This window comes from Micromonospora sp. WMMD980, assembly GCF_029626035.1.
In the GTDB taxonomy this organism is placed as follows: Bacteria; Actinomycetota; Actinomycetes; order Mycobacteriales; family Micromonosporaceae; genus Micromonospora.
This window is the reverse complement of record NZ_JARUBE010000003.1, coordinates 4,609,552-4,628,712: the sequence shown is the minus strand read 5'-3', so window position 1 is coordinate 4,628,712 and position 19,161 is coordinate 4,609,552. Positions and strand designations below refer to the sequence as shown.

General features: G+C 66.9%; 14 protein-coding genes. 3 read left to right on the top strand and 11 right to left on the bottom strand.

What is annotated here, in order from left to right:
- Nucleotides 1-229: 229 nt before the first annotated feature.
- Nucleotides 230-418, bottom strand: coding sequence for a hypothetical protein (locus tag O7618_RS21730; RefSeq protein ID WP_278107970.1), 189 nt, complete (start codon nucleotides 416-418; stop codon nucleotides 230-232).
- A gap of 792 nt (nucleotides 419-1,210) precedes the next feature.
- Here O7618_RS21730 and O7618_RS21725 point away from each other — a divergent pair.
- Nucleotides 1,211-3,619, top strand: a complete 2,409-nt coding sequence (locus O7618_RS21725; protein ID WP_278107969.1) for an AAA family ATPase — start codon at nucleotides 1,211-1,213, stop codon at nucleotides 3,617-3,619.
- A gap of 657 nt (nucleotides 3,620-4,276) precedes the next feature.
- Here the strand turns inward: O7618_RS21725 and O7618_RS21720 are convergent.
- Nucleotides 4,277-4,444 (bottom strand): hypothetical protein, encoded by a 168-nt coding sequence (locus tag O7618_RS21720; protein ID WP_278110252.1) that lies wholly within the window; start codon nucleotides 4,442-4,444, stop codon nucleotides 4,277-4,279.
- Between the two features lie 67 nt (nucleotides 4,445-4,511).
- On the bottom strand, nucleotides 4,512-5,681 hold the full coding sequence (locus O7618_RS21715; RefSeq protein ID WP_278104995.1) for an ISAs1 family transposase: 1,170 nt from the start codon (nucleotides 5,679-5,681) through the stop codon (nucleotides 4,512-4,514).
- Nucleotides 5,682-5,943: 262 nt separating this feature from the next.
- Between O7618_RS21715 and O7618_RS21710 the strand changes: the two genes are divergently transcribed.
- Complete coding sequence (locus tag O7618_RS21710; RefSeq protein WP_278107968.1) at nucleotides 5,944-7,458, top strand: amino acid adenylation domain-containing protein; 1,515 nt, start codon at nucleotides 5,944-5,946, stop codon at nucleotides 7,456-7,458.
- A 19-nt stretch (nucleotides 7,459-7,477) separates the two neighbouring features.
- Here the strand turns inward: O7618_RS21710 and O7618_RS21705 are convergent, their stop codons facing one another.
- The 8 genes from O7618_RS21705 to O7618_RS21670 form a co-directional block, all read right to left on the bottom strand.
- A complete protein-coding gene (locus O7618_RS21705; protein ID WP_278107967.1) occupies nucleotides 7,478-8,251 on the bottom strand; it encodes an IS5 family transposase in 774 nt (257 codons plus the stop codon).
- 250 nt (nucleotides 8,252-8,501) lie between these two features.
- Nucleotides 8,502-8,639 (bottom strand): hypothetical protein, encoded by a 138-nt coding sequence (locus tag O7618_RS21700; protein ID WP_278107966.1) that lies wholly within the window; start codon nucleotides 8,637-8,639, stop codon nucleotides 8,502-8,504.
- A 9-nt stretch (nucleotides 8,640-8,648) separates the two neighbouring features.
- Complete coding sequence (locus O7618_RS21695; RefSeq protein ID WP_278107965.1) at nucleotides 8,649-10,448, bottom strand: ABC transporter ATP-binding protein; 1,800 nt, start codon at nucleotides 10,446-10,448, stop codon at nucleotides 8,649-8,651.
- 17 nt (nucleotides 10,449-10,465) lie between these two features.
- The gene (locus O7618_RS21690) at nucleotides 10,466-12,175 is read right to left on the bottom strand and encodes an ABC transporter ATP-binding protein (RefSeq protein WP_278107964.1); all 1,710 of its coding nucleotides are present in this window, start codon (nucleotides 12,173-12,175) and stop codon (nucleotides 10,466-10,468) included.
- A gap of 11 nt (nucleotides 12,176-12,186) precedes the next feature.
- A complete protein-coding gene (gene asnB, locus O7618_RS21685; protein WP_278107963.1) occupies nucleotides 12,187-13,938 on the bottom strand; it encodes an asparagine synthase (glutamine-hydrolyzing) in 1,752 nt (583 codons plus the stop codon).
- 2 nt (nucleotides 13,939-13,940) lie between these two features.
- Nucleotides 13,941-14,771 carry a hypothetical protein gene (locus O7618_RS21680; protein ID WP_278107962.1) on the bottom strand — a complete coding sequence of 277 codons (831 nt, stop codon included), beginning with the start codon at nucleotides 14,769-14,771 and terminating at the stop codon, nucleotides 13,941-13,943.
- The gene (locus tag O7618_RS21675) at nucleotides 14,768-15,742 is read right to left on the bottom strand and encodes a DUF692 domain-containing protein (RefSeq protein WP_278107961.1); all 975 of its coding nucleotides are present in this window, start codon (nucleotides 15,740-15,742) and stop codon (nucleotides 14,768-14,770) included. The genes O7618_RS21680 and O7618_RS21675 overlap by 4 nt, the downstream gene beginning before the upstream one ends.
- A gap of 139 nt (nucleotides 15,743-15,881) precedes the next feature.
- Nucleotides 15,882-17,807: a glycosyltransferase gene (locus O7618_RS21670; protein WP_278107960.1), complete on the bottom strand. Its 1,926-nt coding sequence runs from the start codon at nucleotides 17,805-17,807 to the stop codon at nucleotides 15,882-15,884.
- A 213-nt stretch (nucleotides 17,808-18,020) separates the two neighbouring features.
- Between O7618_RS21670 and O7618_RS21665 the strand changes: the two genes are divergently transcribed.
- Nucleotides 18,021-18,218, top strand: coding sequence for a hypothetical protein (locus O7618_RS21665; RefSeq protein ID WP_278110251.1), 198 nt, complete (start codon nucleotides 18,021-18,023; stop codon nucleotides 18,216-18,218).
- Nucleotides 18,219-19,161 lie beyond the last annotated feature (943 nt).

Below are 19,161 nucleotides of genomic sequence, written 5' to 3'. Positions count from 1 at the left end.
CGAACCTGTCGTACGACCCGTCCATGTCCGCACCCTCGGCAGGATGCCCGCCGGGGGAGATACTGTCGACGCAGGCGTGACAGGCACCGCCGACATGTCCCAGGTGATCGGCCCAGCCACGTCGGCCACCGCCTGTCACGCGGTCAAGAATCTTCGCCCAGTTCCCATCGCGGCGCCAGTGGCGGAACACCGCGTACCGCGCGCCCCAGGATCCGTGGCACTCGGAATGTCACTTGTGCAAGTGCTGATATTCATTGCGATAGGGTTTCCAGTCATGACCAAGCCAAGAGATGAATCGGTTTGCCCGGCTCACATACGATTCCACCGTATCCTCGGTCATGTCAGCTTGGCGAATCGCCCGCTCGTAACGCTCAACCTCAGCGCGAAGCTGCTCAACTGTCCAGGACTTCTCGCTCATGGCTGTTATCCCTCCTAATCTCGTTCATAGCCTGGCGGTTTATTCGTCTCCGCTCCTGTATCCCCACCGGCCCTGAGAATATGTCTGAGTGTTCAGCAAAGAGGACTTAACCAACGGGGGCCCAGGCTGCCGGAAGGTGCTGGGACTGCCTCAAGGGCCAAGCCCCTCGTTGTCCTCAGCCTCCGTAGGCGGGGGCACGACCGAGGGATCCCCGAGCACCAACGTTGGTGTCGGCATGGCCGGCGTTCCGGTGCCTCAGCCACACCTACTCTGGAAGTCGGCCAGGGTTCCTTATTTGCGGCTTACGCACCTTTGTCCAGCAAGGCGGGCATCGGTGTACACAAGCAGACCGGCGCCACAGTCATTCGCCAGTCCGCGGCGCTCGCACAAGCCAACCGGGCCGGGCCAAGCTTTCTCTGTCAACTGCCTTGCCGCAGGTCCGGCTGCACCACTACACCCCGGATGAACCGATCGCGGCCGACTAATCGAAGCACCCCAAATTCCAACGCCGCGCGCTGCAACGAGGGCTCTTCGCCGAGCTCCTCAGCCCCGTCCCACTCCAGCTTGCCACCCACGGCTTCGTACCCGGCGCCGCGCCGCCCATACCTCCGCCGCAAGCCTATGCACCCGCCCGACCGGGCAGAGTCGGGACACGCTGCCACGTATCGACCACGTATCGATCCGGCGGGGCCCGAGACGGGCAGCTCTGCCCTTCTGTCGTACGCCCCGGCTAGGTTCCTCGTACGTGGCTGGCGTGTGGTGCCAGGCGACATGGGATGCCGAGGAGGGCCGGTGCGCCTCACGCGGGTGTACGTCAGGTTTTTCAAGTCCTTCAACTTCGACTATGAGCGCCGCGCGAACGAAAAGGCTCAGCGTGCGACGTGGGAGATCCTGCCGGAGGGCTGGTATCCCCATGTGCGCCTCGACGTCGACCCCCAGATCACCGCGATCGTCGGAGCAAACGAGTCGGGCAAGAGCCACCTGCTGGACGCCATCGAGTGCGTCATGGGTGAGCGCGAGGTGACGCGTAGCGACTTCTGTCGCTACTCGCAGCTGTTCTCGGTCGAGACCGACGAAGTCCGGATACCTGACGTGGGCGCCGTCTTCATGGTCACCCGGCAGGCGGAGTCCGAGTTGCTGGCGACACTCGACGTGACCAGGGCGGTAGGCGAGACGTTCCTGTTCATGCGGCCCGGGGAAGGGCCTCCCTTCATCGTGGCGGACGAGACCATCGTCGAGCTTGACGACCCGGCCGAGGTGAAGGCGCTCGAAGGCATCTTGCCGCAGGTATTACGGTTCTCCACCAGCATCGCCGTTCCCGACAGCGTGCCGATCGCGTCGCTCTGGGGTGGCCGGCTGGGCAACCTCGCTGACCGCCGCCTCCGTGGTGAGTTCCTGGAAGCCGCCGAGCAAATTGATGCCGACGACGACGCCGACACAACGGCGTGGGGCCGGCGGTTGTGGTCGTTCTTCCGTCGCCCGACCTCGACGGCGGACAGCCGCGAGCAAGCACTTCAACGTAACGCACAAGCCCTAGCCAAGAAACTGCTCGTCGATGTCGCCCGCATCGACGAGAGCATCTTCAAGGAGCTCCAGAAGGCCATCAACGAAGGCAAGGAGGGCGAAGTCAGTGGCCTTGAGGGCAAGATCAATGAGAGCTTGGCGCGACACCTCAACCTCTCACGCTGGTGGAGCCAGGACAACGACTTCAAACTCCGCGTCACCACTCGTGAGCGGGAGCTCGTGTTCACCATCCGCGACCGCACCGGGGCGGAGTACTCCTTCGGCGAACGCAGCCGGGGTCTGACGCACTTCCTCGCCTACTTCGTTCAGCTCCGGGCCCACCGGCCGGCCGAGGACCGCGACGAGATCCTGCTCATGGATGAACCCGACGCCTACCTGTCGAACTCCGGCCAGCAGGACCTCCTGCGCGTGCTGGAGAACTTCGCGATTCCCGACGACCGACGCCGGACGGACCAGGTCATCTATGTCACCCACTCACCCTTCTTGATCAACAAGAACGCCGCGGATCGACTGCGGGTCCTCGACAAGGGAGCTCAAGAAGAAGGCACCCGCGTAGTCAGGGACGTCGCCCGCACCCACTACGAGCCCCTGCGCTCCTCCCTGGGCAGCTACGTGGCCGAGACCGCCTTCATCGGTGGCAAGAACCTCATCGTCGAAGGATCCGCCGACCAAGTGATGCTGGCCGGGATGTCCAACGCGCTGCGCGTCCGGCGGCCCGACGTCGCCCGGATGCTGGACCTCAACGAAGTCACGATCGTGCCCGCCGGCAGCGCCGACAGCGTCCCCTACATCGCCTACCTCGCCCGCGGCCGCGACCCGATCAAGCCCCCGTGCGTAGCGCTCCTCGACGGTGACGACGCCGGCCGAAGGGCCGTCGGCAAACTGAGGCGCAGCGAGGCGAACCGCAAACCGGTCCTCGACCCGAAGTTCGTCGTTTGCCTGGACACCTGGGCTGCCAATCGCGCAGCATCGGCACCCGATGACATCAAGGTGGCCGCTTCGACCAAGTCCGGGGACGTGACCGAGATCGAGGATCTTGTCCCTGCACGCATTGCGGTCTACGCCGCGCGGAACTACGCCACCCGTCTGCTAGGACTCGGTGACGAGGACGCCGCCAAACTGAAGGAAACGGGCCTCAAGACAAGACTCGAATCAGGCCGCTCGTTGTGGGATTGCCTGAAGGACAGCTTCGCCGAGGCCTTCGACGCGAATATCGACAAGGTCGGCTTCGCCCGCGAAGTTGTCAGTTATCTCAACCACATCCCACGTGACGGTCGACGCCCAGCAGAGGTTAAGACCCTGGAGGACAACTTCATCGCGCTCTTGAGCGACCTGACCGACCTGCTCGAAGACGCCGCGGTCAGCGAAACCCAACGCCGTCGCGAGAAGCGCATGGGACGCATCGTCCGCGGATTTCTCGACGACTATCAAGACGGCGCAAGTCGCACTGTCGCCGACAGCCGCCTGCGCGAGATCGAGAGCAGCCTCGACGACTCCGCAGCCCACGACGGCCTCAGAATCAAGATCACGGCGCTACGGCGAGACTTCTCACTCCGCACTGACCCGACGAGGAACATCAGCGATTTCCCGGCTTTCCGGCAACGGCTTGAAGACCTCACTCGCCAGGAACGCCTCGCCAACCAGGACCCCGACATTGACATCGGCCCCGGCTATTAGCCCCAACGCCGCTCAGTGAATTGCCTGGGTCGGTCAGCACCACTTGGCACGCGCAGCCAAGCTCGCCACGCTGCTGACCCGAGCTCTTGCGGCACCGTAAACTGACGCGGCGCGGCAACTTCACGGGATCTCGGCAAGGGACGCGTCCCACGGCCGAAGAAGGTCCTGAGCAGGGCTTACGCCTGTCCTGCTGATCTTCGGCAAGCGAGCACAGCAACGCCCGTCTGCGACCCACTAATATGGACAAGGAATAGGAAGCCGCAGGTAGTGAGCCTCTGGATGCAGATAGAGCGTCGTCTTAGGAAACCGATGCTCTATCCCCTGAGCTACGAGGGCGCGAGGGCCTAGTCTAGCGACCTGGGGGTTCACCTGGGGTGGCAGGGAGTGGCCCGCGTTCACCTACGTTCCCCGGACACCCGTTTGCCCAAGCCAGGACCACAGCTCGAGCACACGAACCCCGGTTTGCGACCAGCGGTTGGTTGCGGTGACCCGCGTTGGTACCCGCTGACCCGGGTTGGCATCCGCTGGAGAGCACACACCGCGCACATCATCGAAGATCACGATGTGCGCTCGCTCAGCCCGGAACCCGGCGGCCCGCGCCGACGGCAGTGACCGACGCAGTCAGCCCTCAGCCTAAGGCGAGGCCCGCCGAGTAAGTCAGCGCACGCTTCGTTTCATGGTGGCCACCACCAGCACCGCCACGGTCCGGAGGAACTGGCCGGACAGCAGCCAGGCGAGCCCGGCCAGCAGCAGGGTGAACGGCACGAACGCGGCGGCGTACCGGTCGGCGAGCCGGACCATGCGCTCCCACCGATCCCCGACCAACGCCAAACCTACTTGTCAAGACGCGTCGGCGGTGCTGTCCCTGACACCCAGGGCCCCGGCAAAGTCGTCAGGTGATGCCGAGCAGTGCCAGCGGGCGGATGCTGTCGCGGGCGTGATGCCGGTTGGCGGCGGCGATGTTGGTGACGCCAGCGGTGCGGAGTGCGCCGATCGCGGCGTTGCGTAGAGCGGCCATGACCTCGGGTCCGGTGCCGGTGCGGATCTGGCTGCGGTCCTCGTCGTAGGTGACGTCGCGGACCCAGTGGACCTTGTTCTCGATCGACCAGTGCTCGCGGGTCCACGCTGCCAGTTGTGCTGGTTTTGCCTGGTGGACGCGGAGGTCGGTGATGGCGTAGACGGTCTCGGTGGTGAAGCGTTTCGGCTGGTCGAGGCGGCGTCTGCGGCGGCGGATCTGGATGGCTTGGGCGGCGTGCGGGAAGTCGATGCCGGTGGAGATCGTCAGGATCTTGCAGCTGCGGATCTCGCGGCGGCCGTGTCCGCGGTCGGTGTCGCGGGTGGCGTCGGGGACTGCCCGCCAGGGCAGTGCGGTGAGCTGGGCGTGCAGGTGGGGTTGGTTGCCTTTGACGGTCAGGATCCAGTGCGCGCCGCGCTCGGCGAGGTAGTCGACATGCTCGCGTTGGCAGTGCAGGGCGTCGGCGGTGATCACCGTGTCGCGCAGGTCGCTGATCTGGTCGAGCAGCGGCGCGAACCGGGTGATCTCGTTGGTCTTGCCGTCGACGTCGATGCTGGCCAGGACCACACCGGTGGCCTGGTCGCAGGCGGTCATCACGTGCCGGGCAGGGGTGTCGGTGGTGCGGGAGCCGCGCAGGGTCTTGCCGTCGACGGCGATCGCCCGGCCGGCCGTTGAGGTGGTGGCGGTGGCCCGGCCGGCGAGCCAGACACTGATCGCCGCGGTCAGTAGCTGCGGGTCCATGGCCTGTAACAGCCGGCGGATCATCGCCTCCGACGGGCGCCGGTCGGCAGGCATGCCCAGGGCGAGAGCCGTCGTGGCCGGCACGTCGGCGACCCATTCGGCGATCGCGGCGTACGAGCGGTAGCCGGCGACCACAGCACACACGGCTGCGGTGACCACGACCGTCAGCCGATGCCGGACACCTCGCCGGGCCCGTGGATCAGGCAGACCAGCGAGCGCTTCGGGCAGCCCACCAGCGGTTTCGGCAACGGTCAGAGCCGGTGCGCAGGACAGGGACGAGATCAGCGATGATGGCAGCGCGGGCATGACTCACTTCGGGCGATCAGCATGGCGTAGAGAACCTTGATGATCTTCTGAGCCGGTCATGCCCGCCTTGCTGCCACCACCAACGGCGCTTCTACCCCAAGCCTCACAAGTCGGACACCGTTACGACTTTGCCGGGGCCCTGCACTGACACCCTCATACATAGCAGCCAGTGATAGTATCGGGCAGACGCTTGTCGATTCAAACCGTCGGGGGTAATTGTCGACTCGCACTGTTCTGACTCTTGGCACCTCGGGGGCTTTCGATGAACCTTGTGGAGATATTTCAGCGACGTGTGGTGGCGCATCCCGAGCGTATGGCACTGTCAGCGGAAGGTGAGGCCCTGTCCTACGGTGAGTTGAACGAGCGCGCGAACCAGTTGGCGCATCTGCTGTTGAAGAATGGAATCGGATCGTCCTCACCGGTGGGAGTGCATGTCGATCGCGGTAGCGACGCGGTGGTCGCGTTGCTGGGCGTGCTGAAGGCTGGCGGCTGTTGCGTTCCCTTGGATCCCGAATATCCGACCGAACGGCTTCAGTTGATGCTGCGGGACTCCGGCGCGGCGTTCCTTGTGACCCAGGAGCGCGCGAAGGGACGGTTCGGCGAGCATGGCCCGAGCGAGGTCGTTCTGAACTGGTCCGATGCGAGCTTGGCGGATTCACCTCGAGATGATCCGGATGCGTCGTACGCGGGATCAGATCTGGCGTACATCATATACACCTCCGGCTCCACTGGTGAGCCGAAAGGTGTGGAGATCGAGCAGGATGCGCTGCGGGACAACGCGACCAAGACAGCGCGGCTATTCGGGTTGGCCCAGGACGACGTCGTATTTCAATTTTCGTCTCTGTCATTCGCGTCTTCTATCGGGCAGATTTTCGCGCCGCTGGTTTCCGGTGGCCGGGTCGTTCTCAAGGGCCGGCAGTACAGTGCCGCGCAGCTTGTGAAGTACATCAGTGATCAGGGTGTGACGGTTTTGTGGTTGACGCCTTCGATGATCAGATATCTGACCCAACGAGATGACGCGTCGATCGCTCGGCTCGGGCCACCGTTGCGGTTGCTGCGCAGCGGTGGCGAAGCGCTCACCATGTCACTGGTGCGCCACTGGTTCGCGCACAGTTCGGTGCCGCTGTTGAATGTATACGGTCCGACCGAGGCAGTCCAGGACATCACGGCCTGTCTCATGACCGAGGTTCCCCATGTCATCTCGATCGGTCGGCCGATCTTCGATGCGGAAACGTTCGTGCTCGACGACTCGGGCGAGACGGTGCCGGTGGGTGTGGCAGGTGGCCTTTTCTTCACCACTCCGGGTATGGCGCGGGGCTACCTCAACCGACCGGACTTGACGGCCGAACGTTTCGAATGGCGGACAGTCAACGGCCGTCGGCTGCGGATGTACCGGACGGGCGACATGGCGCGTGTCCTGCCCGACGGAGGGCTCGATTTCCTGGGTAGGCAAGACCGACAGTTCAAGCTTCGCGGCTACCGGGTCGAGCCAGTGGAGATCGAGGAGCGGTTGAATGCCCACAGCGCTGTGGCCAGTTCGGCCGTCATCGTGTCGGCGGGCGCGGCTGGGATCGAGCGGTTGGTGGCGTACTACGTTCTCCGAGAGGGCACCGGCCCGGACGACTCCGAGTTGCGCAACTGGTGCAGGCAGGCGCTGCCGTTGCACATCGTGCCCAGCAAGTATGTCCGAGTAGACCGGCTGCCGCTCACACAGAACGGTAAACTTGATCAGCGTGCTTTGCGTGAGTTGAGCGCGGAAGTGACCCCCGAGGCTTAGAGCGCGTTTCACATTGCTGTCAGTCGGGTGTGTTGAAGGTGAGGCGTTGTTGGCGGGTGGCGGCTTCGCCTCGGGCAAGGCGGCGGAGCATGCCGCCGAGCGCAGCCCATCTGATCATGGCCTCGGACGTCGCGCGGTGGGTTTCGTAGTCGCGGGCCAGGCGGCGGTGCGCGGTGAGCCAGGCCAGGGTCCGCTCCACGACCCAGCGGCGTGGGTGCACGACGAACCCTCGTTGGTCGGCGGGTTTGCGGACGATCTCGACGGTCGTGCGCAGCAGGTCACGGGCCCAGTCGACGAGACGGCCGGCGAAGCCGGAGTCGGCGAAGACGTGCCGGATGGGGGTGGCCGCGTAGGTGGCGAGCAGGGCGCCTTTGGCGCCGTCGCGGTCCTGCCATGACGCCGCGAGTACCCAGACGGTGACCAGCAAGCCGAGGGTGTCGGTGACGATGAACCGTTTCCGGCCGTTGATCTTCTTCCCGGCGTCGTAGCCGCGGGAGTCCCGTGGCACGGTGTCGGCGCCTCTCACGCTCTGCGAGTCGATGATTCCCGCCGTGGGCTCGGGCTCGCGGCCGTGAGCCACCCGGATCTGCTCGCGTAACTCGGTCAGGATCCGCTCGGTCACACCCCGCCTGTTCAACCGGGCGAAGTGCGCGTACACGGTCTGCCACGGCGGGAAGTCCACCGGCAGGTACCGCCACGCGCAACCGGTGCGCACCACGTACAAGATGGCGTCGATGACCGCCCGCCGTGGATGCTTCTCCGGTCTGCCCATCCACTGCGGGGACGGCAGCATCGGCTCGATGATCGTTTACCCCCCGAAAACCCTTCCCAAGAGTTGACTACCAGTGACAAGTAGCGAGCAACGCTAGACGACGTTTGTGCAGCTCAACGCTATAGTATGACTAGCGATGGCAAGCCCGGCGGAGCTACGTATGGTAACCGTGTGTTGTTGACTCTTGTCATCGTTGCGCAGTGGTCGAGCGTCAAGGGCTGGCTGGCACTCTTCCCGCCGATGCGCGCGTCCGCAGCCCTGGGCACGTCCCTCAGCCAATGGAGTGATCGGTATCGGCGCTGGAACTGGCGTCGCCGTCGAGCGCCGAGCGGAAGCCGAAACCGTCGACCGTGAAGGCGCTGACCAGGCGGCTTGCTGCACTCGCGGCGGTGTCATCCGCTGTGCACATCAGTGGAGATCAACTCGGATCCGTCCCTATGCCGACCGTCCGCGCCGGTTCCTCGGCATAGGCGGTGGGCTGGCCGTGGGCTGCGAGGGTCGGCCGCTGGATGCCCTCGGACAGCCAGCGCTCCGTGGCCAGCAGTTCCGCAGGCGTCCCGTACGCCACCACCCGCCCGTTCCGCACCAGCGCCACCGAGTCGGCGTCCAGGCTCCGGAGCAGGTCGTGGGTTACGACGATCATGGTGCGCCCGGCCCGCAGCAGGCGGGTGGCATCCTGAACCCTCTGGTCGGTCTCGACATCCAGGCTGCTGGTCGCCTCGTCCCAGATCAACACCGTCGGGTCCGCCATCCACGCGCGCAGGATCGCGATCACCTGGCGCTGGCTCGCGGACAGAGCCATACCACGTACGCCGACGGGTGTGTCGAGGCCCTCAGGTGTGGTGGACAGGACTGACCAGACGCCAAGCGTGCGTGCGGCGGCCTCGATCTCGTCGTCGGTGGCCGTCGGGTTGCCCATCCGGATGTTGTCCGAGATGGAGCCAGTGAACAGATACCCCTCCTGTGGCACGTAGGCGATCGCGCGACGTAGGTCCGAGTGGGCTAGTCGACGGACGTCGACCCCGTCCAGGGTGACTCGCCCGCACTGGGGGTCATAGAAGCGCAGCATTAGCTTCACCAGCGTGGACTTGCCGGCTCCGCTGGGGCCGATGATGACAACGGTGCTGCCCGCGGCGACGGCCAGGTTGACGTCGTGCAGCACATCCGGTCCGCTGAGGCCGTCGTGGTCGGGGTAGCCGAAGGTCACCTCGGACAGGGTGACCGCGCCGCGTGGGTCCGGGAGTTGCACCGGCGACGCCGGTTCGGGCACCGTCACCGGTGTCGCCAGGATGTCGATGACCCGTTCGGCCCCCGCCACGGCCGACTGGAGGGTGTCGTACACGGAGGACAACTCGTAGATCGGACTGAAGAAGCCGCGCAGGTAGAGAAGGAAGGCGGTGAGGGTGCCGATCTCCAGACCATCGGCGGAGACGGAACGAGCCCCCATGGCGAGGACGGCGACGGTGGCCAGGGCGGAGCAGAGGTCGAGGGTGGGAAAGTAGATCCCGGCGGTGCGGACCGTGGCGGCTTTGGCCCGCCGCTCCTCGCCGTCAGCCGCGGCGAGCCGGTCGAGTGTTGCCCGCTCGTGGCGGAACGCCTGGATGACCGCAATGGCGGTTAGGGCCTGCTGCAGCTCGACGGTGACTGCGGTCGCGGTCTCCCGCACCTGTCGCCAGGCGACCGCGGACCGACGGCGGAACCACCTCGTCGCCAGTGCCAGCACCGGCATCACGACGAGGCAGGCGACCGCCAGCCCGGCGTCGAGCAGGAAGAGCACGACCGCCGTACCGGTGAGGGTGAGCGTACTGACGAAGAGGGTGACGAATCCCTGGGTCAGGAACCCACTCATCGCCTCGATGTCCGCGGTCAGGCTGGCGACCTGCCGGCCCGGACGGTTGTGTTCGTGGTACTGCATCGGCAGCCGTTGCAGGTGTGCGAAGAGCGCGACCCGAGTGCTGGAGAGCATGCCGTGCCCTGCGCGGGCCACCGCGCGGATCTGGGTACGGGCCGCGAGCACCTCCAGGCCGGCCAGCACGACGCCGGCCAGCGCCGCGAGGGACAGCACCGTGACGTTTCCGACCAGGATCCCGTCGTCGATGGCGACCTTCATCAGGTACGGAATGGTGAGCGCGGCAGCGGTCTGGAGGATGGCCGCCCCGATGCCGAGCAGAACCGACCCCCGGTAGGTCCGGAGCAGCGGTCGCAGGAGCGCGATCACGCGACCTCGTCGCGCGGTCACCGGTGCCCACCGCCCGCGCCGGTGATCTCGCGCAAGGCGCCGTCGGGAGTCAGGGTGACCACCCGCCCGTGGGGTTGTCCCGTAGCGCCGGGTCGGGTCAGGTGCAGGACGGTGACCGCGCCGGCCAGTTCCTCGAGCCGGTTGCGAACACGCCGTCTGGTTTCCGTGTCGATTTGGGTCAGTGCGTCGTCGAGGACGAGAACCCGGGGTTCCGGTAGTACCGCGCGGGCCAGGGCCAACCGCTGGCGCTGCCCGCCGGAGAGCAGATGCCCGTGGTCACCGACGACGGTCTGCAACCCCTTGGGCAACGTCCGCACCAACTCGTCGGCGGCGGCCAGGCGCAGGGCCCGGTCGAGTTGGGTCGCGGTCGCGGTCGGGTGACCGACGAGGAGGTTTTCCCGGACGGTGCCGTTGAACAGGACGGCGTCCTGTGGCACGTAACCCACCGCGGCGCGCACCGAGTCGAGCGTGAGGTCGGCGACGTCGATGCCGTCGGCCATCAGGCGGCCGGAGTCCGGCAGCCAGAGTCGCACCAGCAGCCCGGCCAGCGCGGACTTGCCGGAACCACCGACGCCCTCGATTGTCACGTGTTCACCTGCGGCCACGTCCAGTCGGATCCGCCGCAGGCCGGGCCAGGTCCCGCCGGGGTACCGGAAGCAGAGGTCGTCGAAGGTGACGGAGGCGCCACCTGACGCTCGGGGCAGGTCGACCGCACCGGGACGGTCAGCCACCGTCAGGGGCTCGTCCAGAACCGCGAAGACCCGAGCCGCGCTGGCGGCGGCTCGCCGGGCGGAGCCGAACAGCCCGACCATGGAGCTGACCGGCCACACCAGCAATGCCATGTAGGTGCTCAGCGCCACGAGTGTGCCCACCGTCAGCGATTCCCGGATCGTCAGGTAGCCGCCGAACCACACGATGAGCACCAGGCCGACCTCGGGCAGGCCGATCGTCCACGGCAGGTAACGGGCCTGGAGCGCGGACAGGGCCACGTTGTGGTCACGGACCTCGGCCGACCGGCGAGTGAACGCCTGAACTTCCTCGTTCTCGCGGCCGAGGCCCTTGACGACGCGCATCCCGGCCGCGTTCTCCTCGGCGTGCGTGGTGAGGGCGGCCACCCGTTCCTGAAGCCCGGCGGAGGCGGCGAACGTCCGACGCCCATAGCCGATGGTGACCAGCCCGAACAGCGGCAGGACAGCGGTGGCGGCCACCCCGACCGGCCAAGACAGGCGCCAGATCTGGATCAGGGCGGCGGCTGCGGTCAGCGTGTTGAGGAGGATGAACAAGGCGGAGTAGGAGACGAAGGCGCGGACGATTCGCAGGTCGGAGCCGACGAGGGAGAGCACCCGCCCGGCCTCCGTGCGGCCGTGCCACCCGGCGTCCAGCGAGAGCAGGTGCCCGAAGAGCCGAGCCCGTAGGTCCGCCTCCAGGCGCAGCCCGACCTGGCCGCTAACCTCTCGGCGTACCACGTCTCCGAGCCAGCGGAGAGCGGCGAGCCCGAGCAGCAGCGCGAGCCCGGAGGTCGTGGCGTCGCTGTCGTGCAACAGGCCGTGATCGATGATGCGCCGGATCACCAGCGGCAGCGCATTGGTCAGCAGGATGACCACGACACCGAGTGCCACCGCGGTTGCCGCCGCCCACCGCTGCCGTCGGAGCAGGCCCAGGACGCGGAGCAGGGCGTCCCGCTGGTGCGCGGTGTCGGTTGGCATGCCGGGCGAACTCAGCCGGCCACGGACAGGGCCGGCCGGCGAGCCTGCTGCGCCATGAAGTCCAGCATGGTGAACCCGTCGGGGAGCACACCACGGCATCGGACGAAGATCTCCTGGTAGAGGTTGAAGACCAGCAGGTCGGACTTCTGTTCGAAGAACGTGCCGTACTCGTCGTCGCGGAGGTAGTCCGCCGGCAACACCTGTTCGCAAAGGCGGATGAACCGCTCCCGGTGCCCGAGGACGGAGGTCGGGGCTCCGATCTTGCGTCGCAGCACACTGCCCACCAGATCGACCTCGTCGCCCCAGGTCCTCAGGACGGCCTGCTTGAGCAGTCGCTTGGTGATGCCCAACTCCCAGTCGACCCGGTATGCCAGCGGTTGACGAAACGCGAACTCGACCACGTGGTGGTCGAGGAACGGCACCCGCATCTCCAGGCTCGCCGCCATCGACGAAGCGTCCAGGAGTTCGAGGTGGTCCCGGGTGAGCTGCTCCCGCATGTTCTCCGCGAACAGCATCCGAAGGTACTGAGGGAACGGCTGGTCGGCGGTGAGCGAATCGAGGTATTCCCGCCCCCGCCCGCTGACCGGACGACCCGACGCATCGAGAGCGGCGAGACGTTCGACCATCCGCCGGGTTCGGAAAGACCGGTTGACGTACTCGCCGTAGCCGCCGAAAACCTCGTCCGCGCCTTCTCCGTTGAGGCACACCTTGACGTCGCCGCCGATCCGCCGGCACAGGAAGTTGAGCGCGATGCCGCCGAGGCCGGCGGGCTGCTCGGCGGCGGTGAGGTAGCGCGGGATGGTCGCGACGAAATCCTGGAACGTCAGGATCGACACATGGTGATCCAGGCCAAGGCGCGCGGCCAGCCGCCGGGCCTGGACCACGTCGGGATGGTCCGCGTGGTCCCCGATGGTGTAGGCGCGGATCGGACCGTCGTGCAGTTCGCGCATGAGCCGCGCGAGGATCGTCGAGTCGAGGCCGCCGGAGAGAGTGATCCCGATCTCCACCTCGGCCATCAGGTGCGACCGGACGGTGGCCCGCAGCAGCTCCGTCAGGCCGGCGGCGGCATCGGCGAACGGCATCGGGTCGGATTCCGCCTCGGGCAACGTGTGGTAGCGGGTGACGGTGGTGACAACCTGGTCGTCCGCCAGAACCGCGCTCAGCGTGTGGCCGGGTGGCAAGCTCGCCACCCCCCGCAGCAGGGTGCCGGGGCCGGCGGGATGACCGAACACGGCCGTGTCGGCCAGCGCTTCCTCGTCGATCTGCGGGGTCAGCAGCCGGCTCTGTAGCAGCGCCTTGACCTCCGACGCGAACAGCAGGCCCGCACCGACCTCGGCGTAGTGCAGCGGCTTGATACCGAAGCGGTCACGGGCCAGCAGCAGGCGGTCCCCGTCGGCGACCGCGAACGCGAACATCCCCTGCAGATGTTCGACGCAACGGTCTCCGTACTCCTCGTAGAGGTGCACGATGACCTCGGCGTCCGAGTCCGTGCCGAAGTGGTGTCCCCGCCGCCGCAGTTCGTCGCGGAGCTGCCGGTAGTTGTAGATCTCGCAGTTGGCCACCACGTACACGTCGCGTCGGTCGCCCCGGATCGGTTGGGCACCGTTGTCGATCCCGATGATGCTCAGCCGCCGGTGGCCCATGCCCGCGAGCTTCCCGAGGTACCGGCCCTCGTCATCGGGGCCGCGGTGACGCAACGAGTCCGTCATCGCCGTCAGGGCCGACCGGTCGGCCGTCCCGAAGATCCCGGTGATGCCGCACATCCTCAACACGTCCTCTCGGTGGTGAAGGCGATCGCCCCGAAGCGGTTGAGGGCGCGGAGCGCCGTCACGACCGGTTGCGGGTCGGGGTAGCGGGACGCGATGTCGTCCACCGTGCGGGTGCCGTCGCACAGGTGCCACACCGACTCCATCCCGGCGTTGAGCCGGCAGGTCTGGACGAGTGCCTTCAACGGCCGCTTCACGAACATCATCCGCATCGGCTCCGCGAGCGGCGGCGCGTCCTCGGGCACCTCGCCAGCCTGCAACCTGGGCAGCAGGCTGGGCAGGTCATGCCGGAAGTGGTCGACGAGCACGTGCGCGCCGGTGATCGGGACGCAGTCGCCGAGCAGCTCCGGCGGTGCCGGCCGCCGGGCGAACTCGGCGGCGGCGTGACAGGACGTGGTGCCGAATCCCTGCACCAGTAGGTGCTTCTCGTAACGGAGCAGGTCCCAGGCGTACGCGGGTCGCAGGTCCCCGTCGGCGAAGAGCCGCTCGGCGAAGTCGCACAGCCGTGTCGTGGCCAGGATGACAGCGCTCTCCGCAGCCGGGACCGGCGGATACTCCCGGCAGAAGCGCACCAGGTGCCGGTCGAGTTGACCGTGCAGGACCAGCGCGGAAAGCGGCACCGACTTGAGCGCCAGGCCCAGCCGGGCGTGAGCCAGGTTGCCGGCGTGCAGCCGGAGCCGCTTCCGGTCCATCCGACGCAGGCTGTCCAGCTCACGCTCGGTGAGGTCGTACTCCGACGGCGCGTCCGCCCCTTCGCCGAAGAACTCCCGTTCGAAGTGGGGATCGGTGAGCAGCCGGCTGAACGCCCGTTGCATGTCGAGCAGGCTCATGACCCGGCTTTCGCCGGGGTGGGCAACAGGTCACGAGCCCGGTCGAGGTGGTCCAGCAGTTCGGCGAACTCCGGCCAGTCGGAATCCCATTCGAGCAGGATGGCCTTGACCGGCGCCCGTTCCATGACGTGGGCGGCGAGCGCCCACACCTGCTCGTTGACCGCGCTACTGTGGGTGTCGACGAGCATGCCGGCCAACTCGACCCCGCCGGCGATGTGCATCTGCACAACCCGTTCCAATGGAATCGAGTTCAGGAACTCGTACGGGTCGAAGCCCAGGTTTACTGAGTTGATCCAGATGTTGTTCACGTCGATGAGCAGACCGGTGTCGGTTTCCTCGAGCACCCGCGTGATGAAGTCAGCCTCGCTGAGGTCGTTGTCCGGGATCGGGAAGTAGTAGGTGACGTTCTCCAGCAGGAACGGCGGTTCCGGAATTCGCGCCTTCAATTGCCGGACGTTGCGGCAGACCGCTTCGAGGCTCTCCTCCGTGAACCACACGGGGGTGAGCTGCTCGACATCGACGTCGGGTGTCTTGGTGAAGCTGAGATGGTCGCTGAACCAGTGGCCCCGCGTCGCTTCAACGAATTGCGCCAACCGATCGAGGTATTCGCCGTCGAGGGGTGCCGCCGTACCGACGGACAGGCCGACCCCGTGAGGAATGAGTGGGAACGCGTCGCCAAGCTCCAACAGCCGCAGGAGCTTCTCCGGCGGTGCGTACAGATACTGGTCGGAGATGACTTCGAGAAAGTCGATCCGGTCGGCGTTGGCGACGATGTCCTGATGCAGCGCCGTGCGGTACCCCAGGCCGGCGCCGAGCCGTGGTAGAGCCTTGCTCATTGCATCCTCCTGTGGAAGCTTGTGAGGGTGCGGGCTGCGGTGCCGGCCTAGGGCCTGCGCGGCGTGGGCGGGACGGCCGGTCAGCTCTCCATGCCGCAGCCCGTGCACCCACCGCAGCTCGAGCAGCTCGCGCAACCGGGGGCCTCGATGTCCGAAACGTTGCTGAGCGAAAGCTCCTCCATCTCGAACACGATGTTCTCCAAGGTCTCCATGTGATTCACCTCCCTCCCGTTGGCAGTTGCCGACCGGCGGCGCGGGCCGCGCTGCCGGGGTATCAGGGCGCGCCCTGGGCGGCGTCCTCCAGCACCACGACACCCTCTCGCCGGAGGTCGACCAGGGCCCGGAGAGCGTCGGCCTCCGCGGCCGGAGCCAACACGGCCACCAGTTCACCGACGGTGCGGGTGCCGTCGCAGAGGCCGAGCAGCCGATAGGTAGCAGCGTTGAGCCGCAGCTCGTGGTGGTCAAGGTTCGGCCGGCGGACGAAGCAGACGAAACTCCGCTCGCCCGGCTGCGTGGTCTGGACGCCAACCGGGCCCGTCGGCCGACAGAACAGGTCGGTGACGTTGTGGTCGAACGACTCCACCCGGACCGTGCCGGCGCGACGGGGGGCCATCTGCCGCAGCAGCGCCGGGGAGAACCGGATGCCGGCGTGCCCGTCCCGGTCATGCGGACCGTCCTGACCGGCCCAGAGCCGGGCCTGCTGGAAGCGCAGCGCGTCGGCCAGGTACGCGGGACTGACGCCTGCGTCCAGCGCGGCTTGGTCGAGTCGTCGGGTCAGATGCTGACAGAACGCCTCCGCAGCGGCGAAGTCGCCGGAAGCAGCGTCGATGTCGCACGCCGCCTCGAACTCGGCGACGACGCCCGGCCACGCGGGCCCGAACAACCCGGCCAGTTTCGGCGTGAATTCGGCCAGCAGGTCGGCCGGGGTGCGGGGTGCGGGAATCCGCTGGGCCGGCGACCCGATGTCGACAAGCGACTCCCAGGCATCGGCGAAGGTCTCGAAACTGTCGAAGTCGGCTCCGAGCACACCGCCGGCCGCGCCGATCCGAGCCGCCCCCACCGGGTCCCGAACGACGATCTCGAGCTGGGCCGCCAACTTGTCGTGTTCCTTGGGGTCGGTGACGACCAGAACGTTGCCCTGGTCGGTGAGGCGGTGGGCGTACGACTGCTTTTCGAGGATCTCTCCGGAGAGCACCAGGCAGACGCCGCAGGCGAGCACCTCCCGCGGTACCACCGGGCCGTGGATGCCGATCGGGAAGTCGCGCTCCAGGAAGCACACGGCGTTGCAGGTGCGAATGAAGCGGCCGACCCGCCACGGCGGCATGAAGTCGAGGATCGCGGTCCGGTCGGCGAGGCCGGCGGCGCGGAGTTCGGCGCGCATTCGGTCCAACTGGGACCGCCCGCTGAGGAAGAGCGCGTTGAACCGGAGCCCGCGACCGGCGAGGACGGCCAGCGCGGCGATCAGGTCGAACGTGCCCTTCCGGTCGCCGGGCTTGCCGTACATGCCGATCGTCGGCAACGCCGGGTCGAACCGCGAGCCAAACTCGTCGATCGAGGCCGCGGCGATTTCCCCGGTGTCCAGCGGTACGGCCTCGGGTGAGAACGCCGACGTCGGCAGCGGGTACGGAGGACCGAACCGCAGCGCCTCACGGGCCACCCCCATGCCGAGGAACCGGTGCACCAGAGACGGTTTGGTCACCACGGCGGCCGCCGACCGCAGAATCTCCTTGTAGACCGTTGCCAGTTCGGGCACGCGCATGAGCCGATCGAGGTCGCTGCCGGCGTGCTCGACCATCATCGGCGTGCGGGTGAACGTCGACGCCAGGTGACCGGCCACCACGTAGGGCTCGAAGTAGTAGGCGACGATGAGTTCACAGCCATTTTCGTGGATGGTTGCGGCAGCCAGGCCAGCCAGCTTCGACACAAACGGGTTGCTCGACGGGATGTGCGCCATTCGACGTGGCGTCATCGGCTCCGGACGAATCACCCTGACCGCGCCGCCCGCGGCTGGGAATTGCGGTTCGAAATCTGCCGCCTCGACGCCGTCAAGGCGTTGTCGAAAACGTTTTTCGACCTCATCTGAATTGGTTACGACATAGACTTCGTGACCACGTGATGCCAGCGCTGCGGCAGCCCAGTAGTTCTGCGCGCTGACTCCACCCTCGATCGGAGGATATTTTCCGACGAAACAGATCTTCAATGATCTACTCCTCCGAATCGGTCGGGAGTCACAAGATGCAGAGTAAGGGAGGCGGAGCGCGGCGTCAATGTATTCATTACTGCAAATCCCATGAGCGGGAATGCTGAATGGTGCATTTGATTGACGACCTGCCCACCTGACCCCGGGACGTCAACGACGAGTTCTTCCTCGTTTGCGACGGCCCCGTCGCCTGCCGTAGGTCGTCACAAACAGATGACCCCAGGCGGCGATGCAGAACTGCGTGATCCACTTGAGCCGCAACATGTCGCCCAGGTCATCACCGCCGCCACCGACTGGGTCCCCGCCCTCGACGCCGACGGGGACCTACGCGAGCACGTCGAAAGCTGTAAGATCACCGGCTTGCTCGAGCCCACCGGCCGGCCTGGCGGGACTTGGTTCATCGTCCGCTGATAGGGCGCTCCCGGCCGCGGCTCGTCGACCAGGCCCTCCAGCCGCCGCGCAAGGAACCGGCTGCGCCACTTGTCCCACCATGTCCCGCGACACCCCAAGCCGCTGCGCGGCATGCGCTTTCACTAGATCATCGGCGCACAACAGGACGATCTTGGGCCGCAACGCCAGCGCCTGCGACGACTTAGCCCGCCGCGCCCACCGGATCAGGCACGCTCGTCATCGGTCAGTTCAACCCCACCACGCGGACGGCCAGCTGCGACGCACGCGGGTCGTTCTGGGCGTGCGACCCTCTTCGCGGAGGCGGCGGGTGCGCGGCAGTCCGGCCGACGGCAGTCCCAGGGCCGGCCGAACGAGGTGGCGCTGATGTGCGATGTCGGTCGTTGGCTGGCGCTGGAGTTCCGGCCGCTTGCCGGATCAGGTCCAGTAGCAGCTGCTGGTGCGCGGCGACGTGGGCTGAGTTCACGCTCATCCGGTACCGGCCCCACCGTGCCGCGTACGCCAACACGTCGAGGCCGGAAGCGTCCAACAGGGCACTGGTTTCGTCGCCGCTACGCGGCAGCCGGATCTCCAACACCGCCGCGTGACTGCGCCGCGGTCGCACTTGCACGAAGTTGTCGGCGATGCCGTCGCGGGCCCCGGCGTTGCCTTGCGGAACTCCACCTACGGCGTCCCTCTCTGGCAAAGACGAAACGGCGCCGCCGAGTATGCACCACCCGCGCTCGTCCATGCATCGACGACGGCGCTCCTCGTTCAGTGGCCGATCTCGGTACCTGACCAGGAGTTGCACCCAGCTGCACTCGTGTGAGCCAGGAACGCAGGAGCGTCTCGTACCGCTCGACGTCCGGAGTCCGCACGACGAGATGCTCCTTGATCCATGCATCCCCACCCCAGGGCACCAGCCTGCGCCAGCATCCGTTCGCTGATGGCACCGGGCAGGGTGCCC

What these genes read in the sequence shown, in the direction of transcription:
- O7618_RS21730 (WP_278107970.1), bottom strand. Translation starts at nt 418, where the DNA reads ATGAGCGAGAAGTCCTGGACAGTTGAGCAGCTTCGCGCTGAGGTTGAG.
- O7618_RS21715 (WP_278104995.1), bottom strand. Translation starts at nt 5,681, where the DNA reads ATGCCCGCGCTGCCATCATCGCTGATCTCGTCCCTGTCCTGCGCACCG.
- O7618_RS21710 (WP_278107968.1), top strand. Translation starts at nt 5,944, where the DNA reads ATGAACCTTGTGGAGATATTTCAGCGACGTGTGGTGGCGCATCCCGAG.
- O7618_RS21705 (WP_278107967.1), bottom strand. Translation starts at nt 8,251, where the DNA reads ATGCTGCCGTCCCCGCAGTGGATGGGCAGACCGGAGAAGCATCCACGG.
- O7618_RS21700 (WP_278107966.1), bottom strand. Translation starts at nt 8,639, where the DNA reads ATGTGCACAGCGGATGACACCGCCGCGAGTGCAGCAAGCCGCCTGGTC.
- O7618_RS21690 (WP_278107964.1), bottom strand. Translation starts at nt 12,175, where the DNA reads ATGCCAACCGACACCGCGCACCAGCGGGACGCCCTGCTCCGCGTCCTG.
- asnB (WP_278107963.1), bottom strand. Translation starts at nt 13,938, where the DNA reads ATGTGCGGCATCACCGGGATCTTCGGGACGGCCGACCGGTCGGCCCTG.
- O7618_RS21680 (WP_278107962.1), bottom strand. Translation starts at nt 14,771, where the DNA reads ATGAGCCTGCTCGACATGCAACGGGCGTTCAGCCGGCTGCTCACCGAT.
- O7618_RS21665 (WP_278110251.1), top strand. Translation starts at nt 18,021, where the DNA reads ATGACCCCAGGCGGCGATGCAGAACTGCGTGATCCACTTGAGCCGCAA.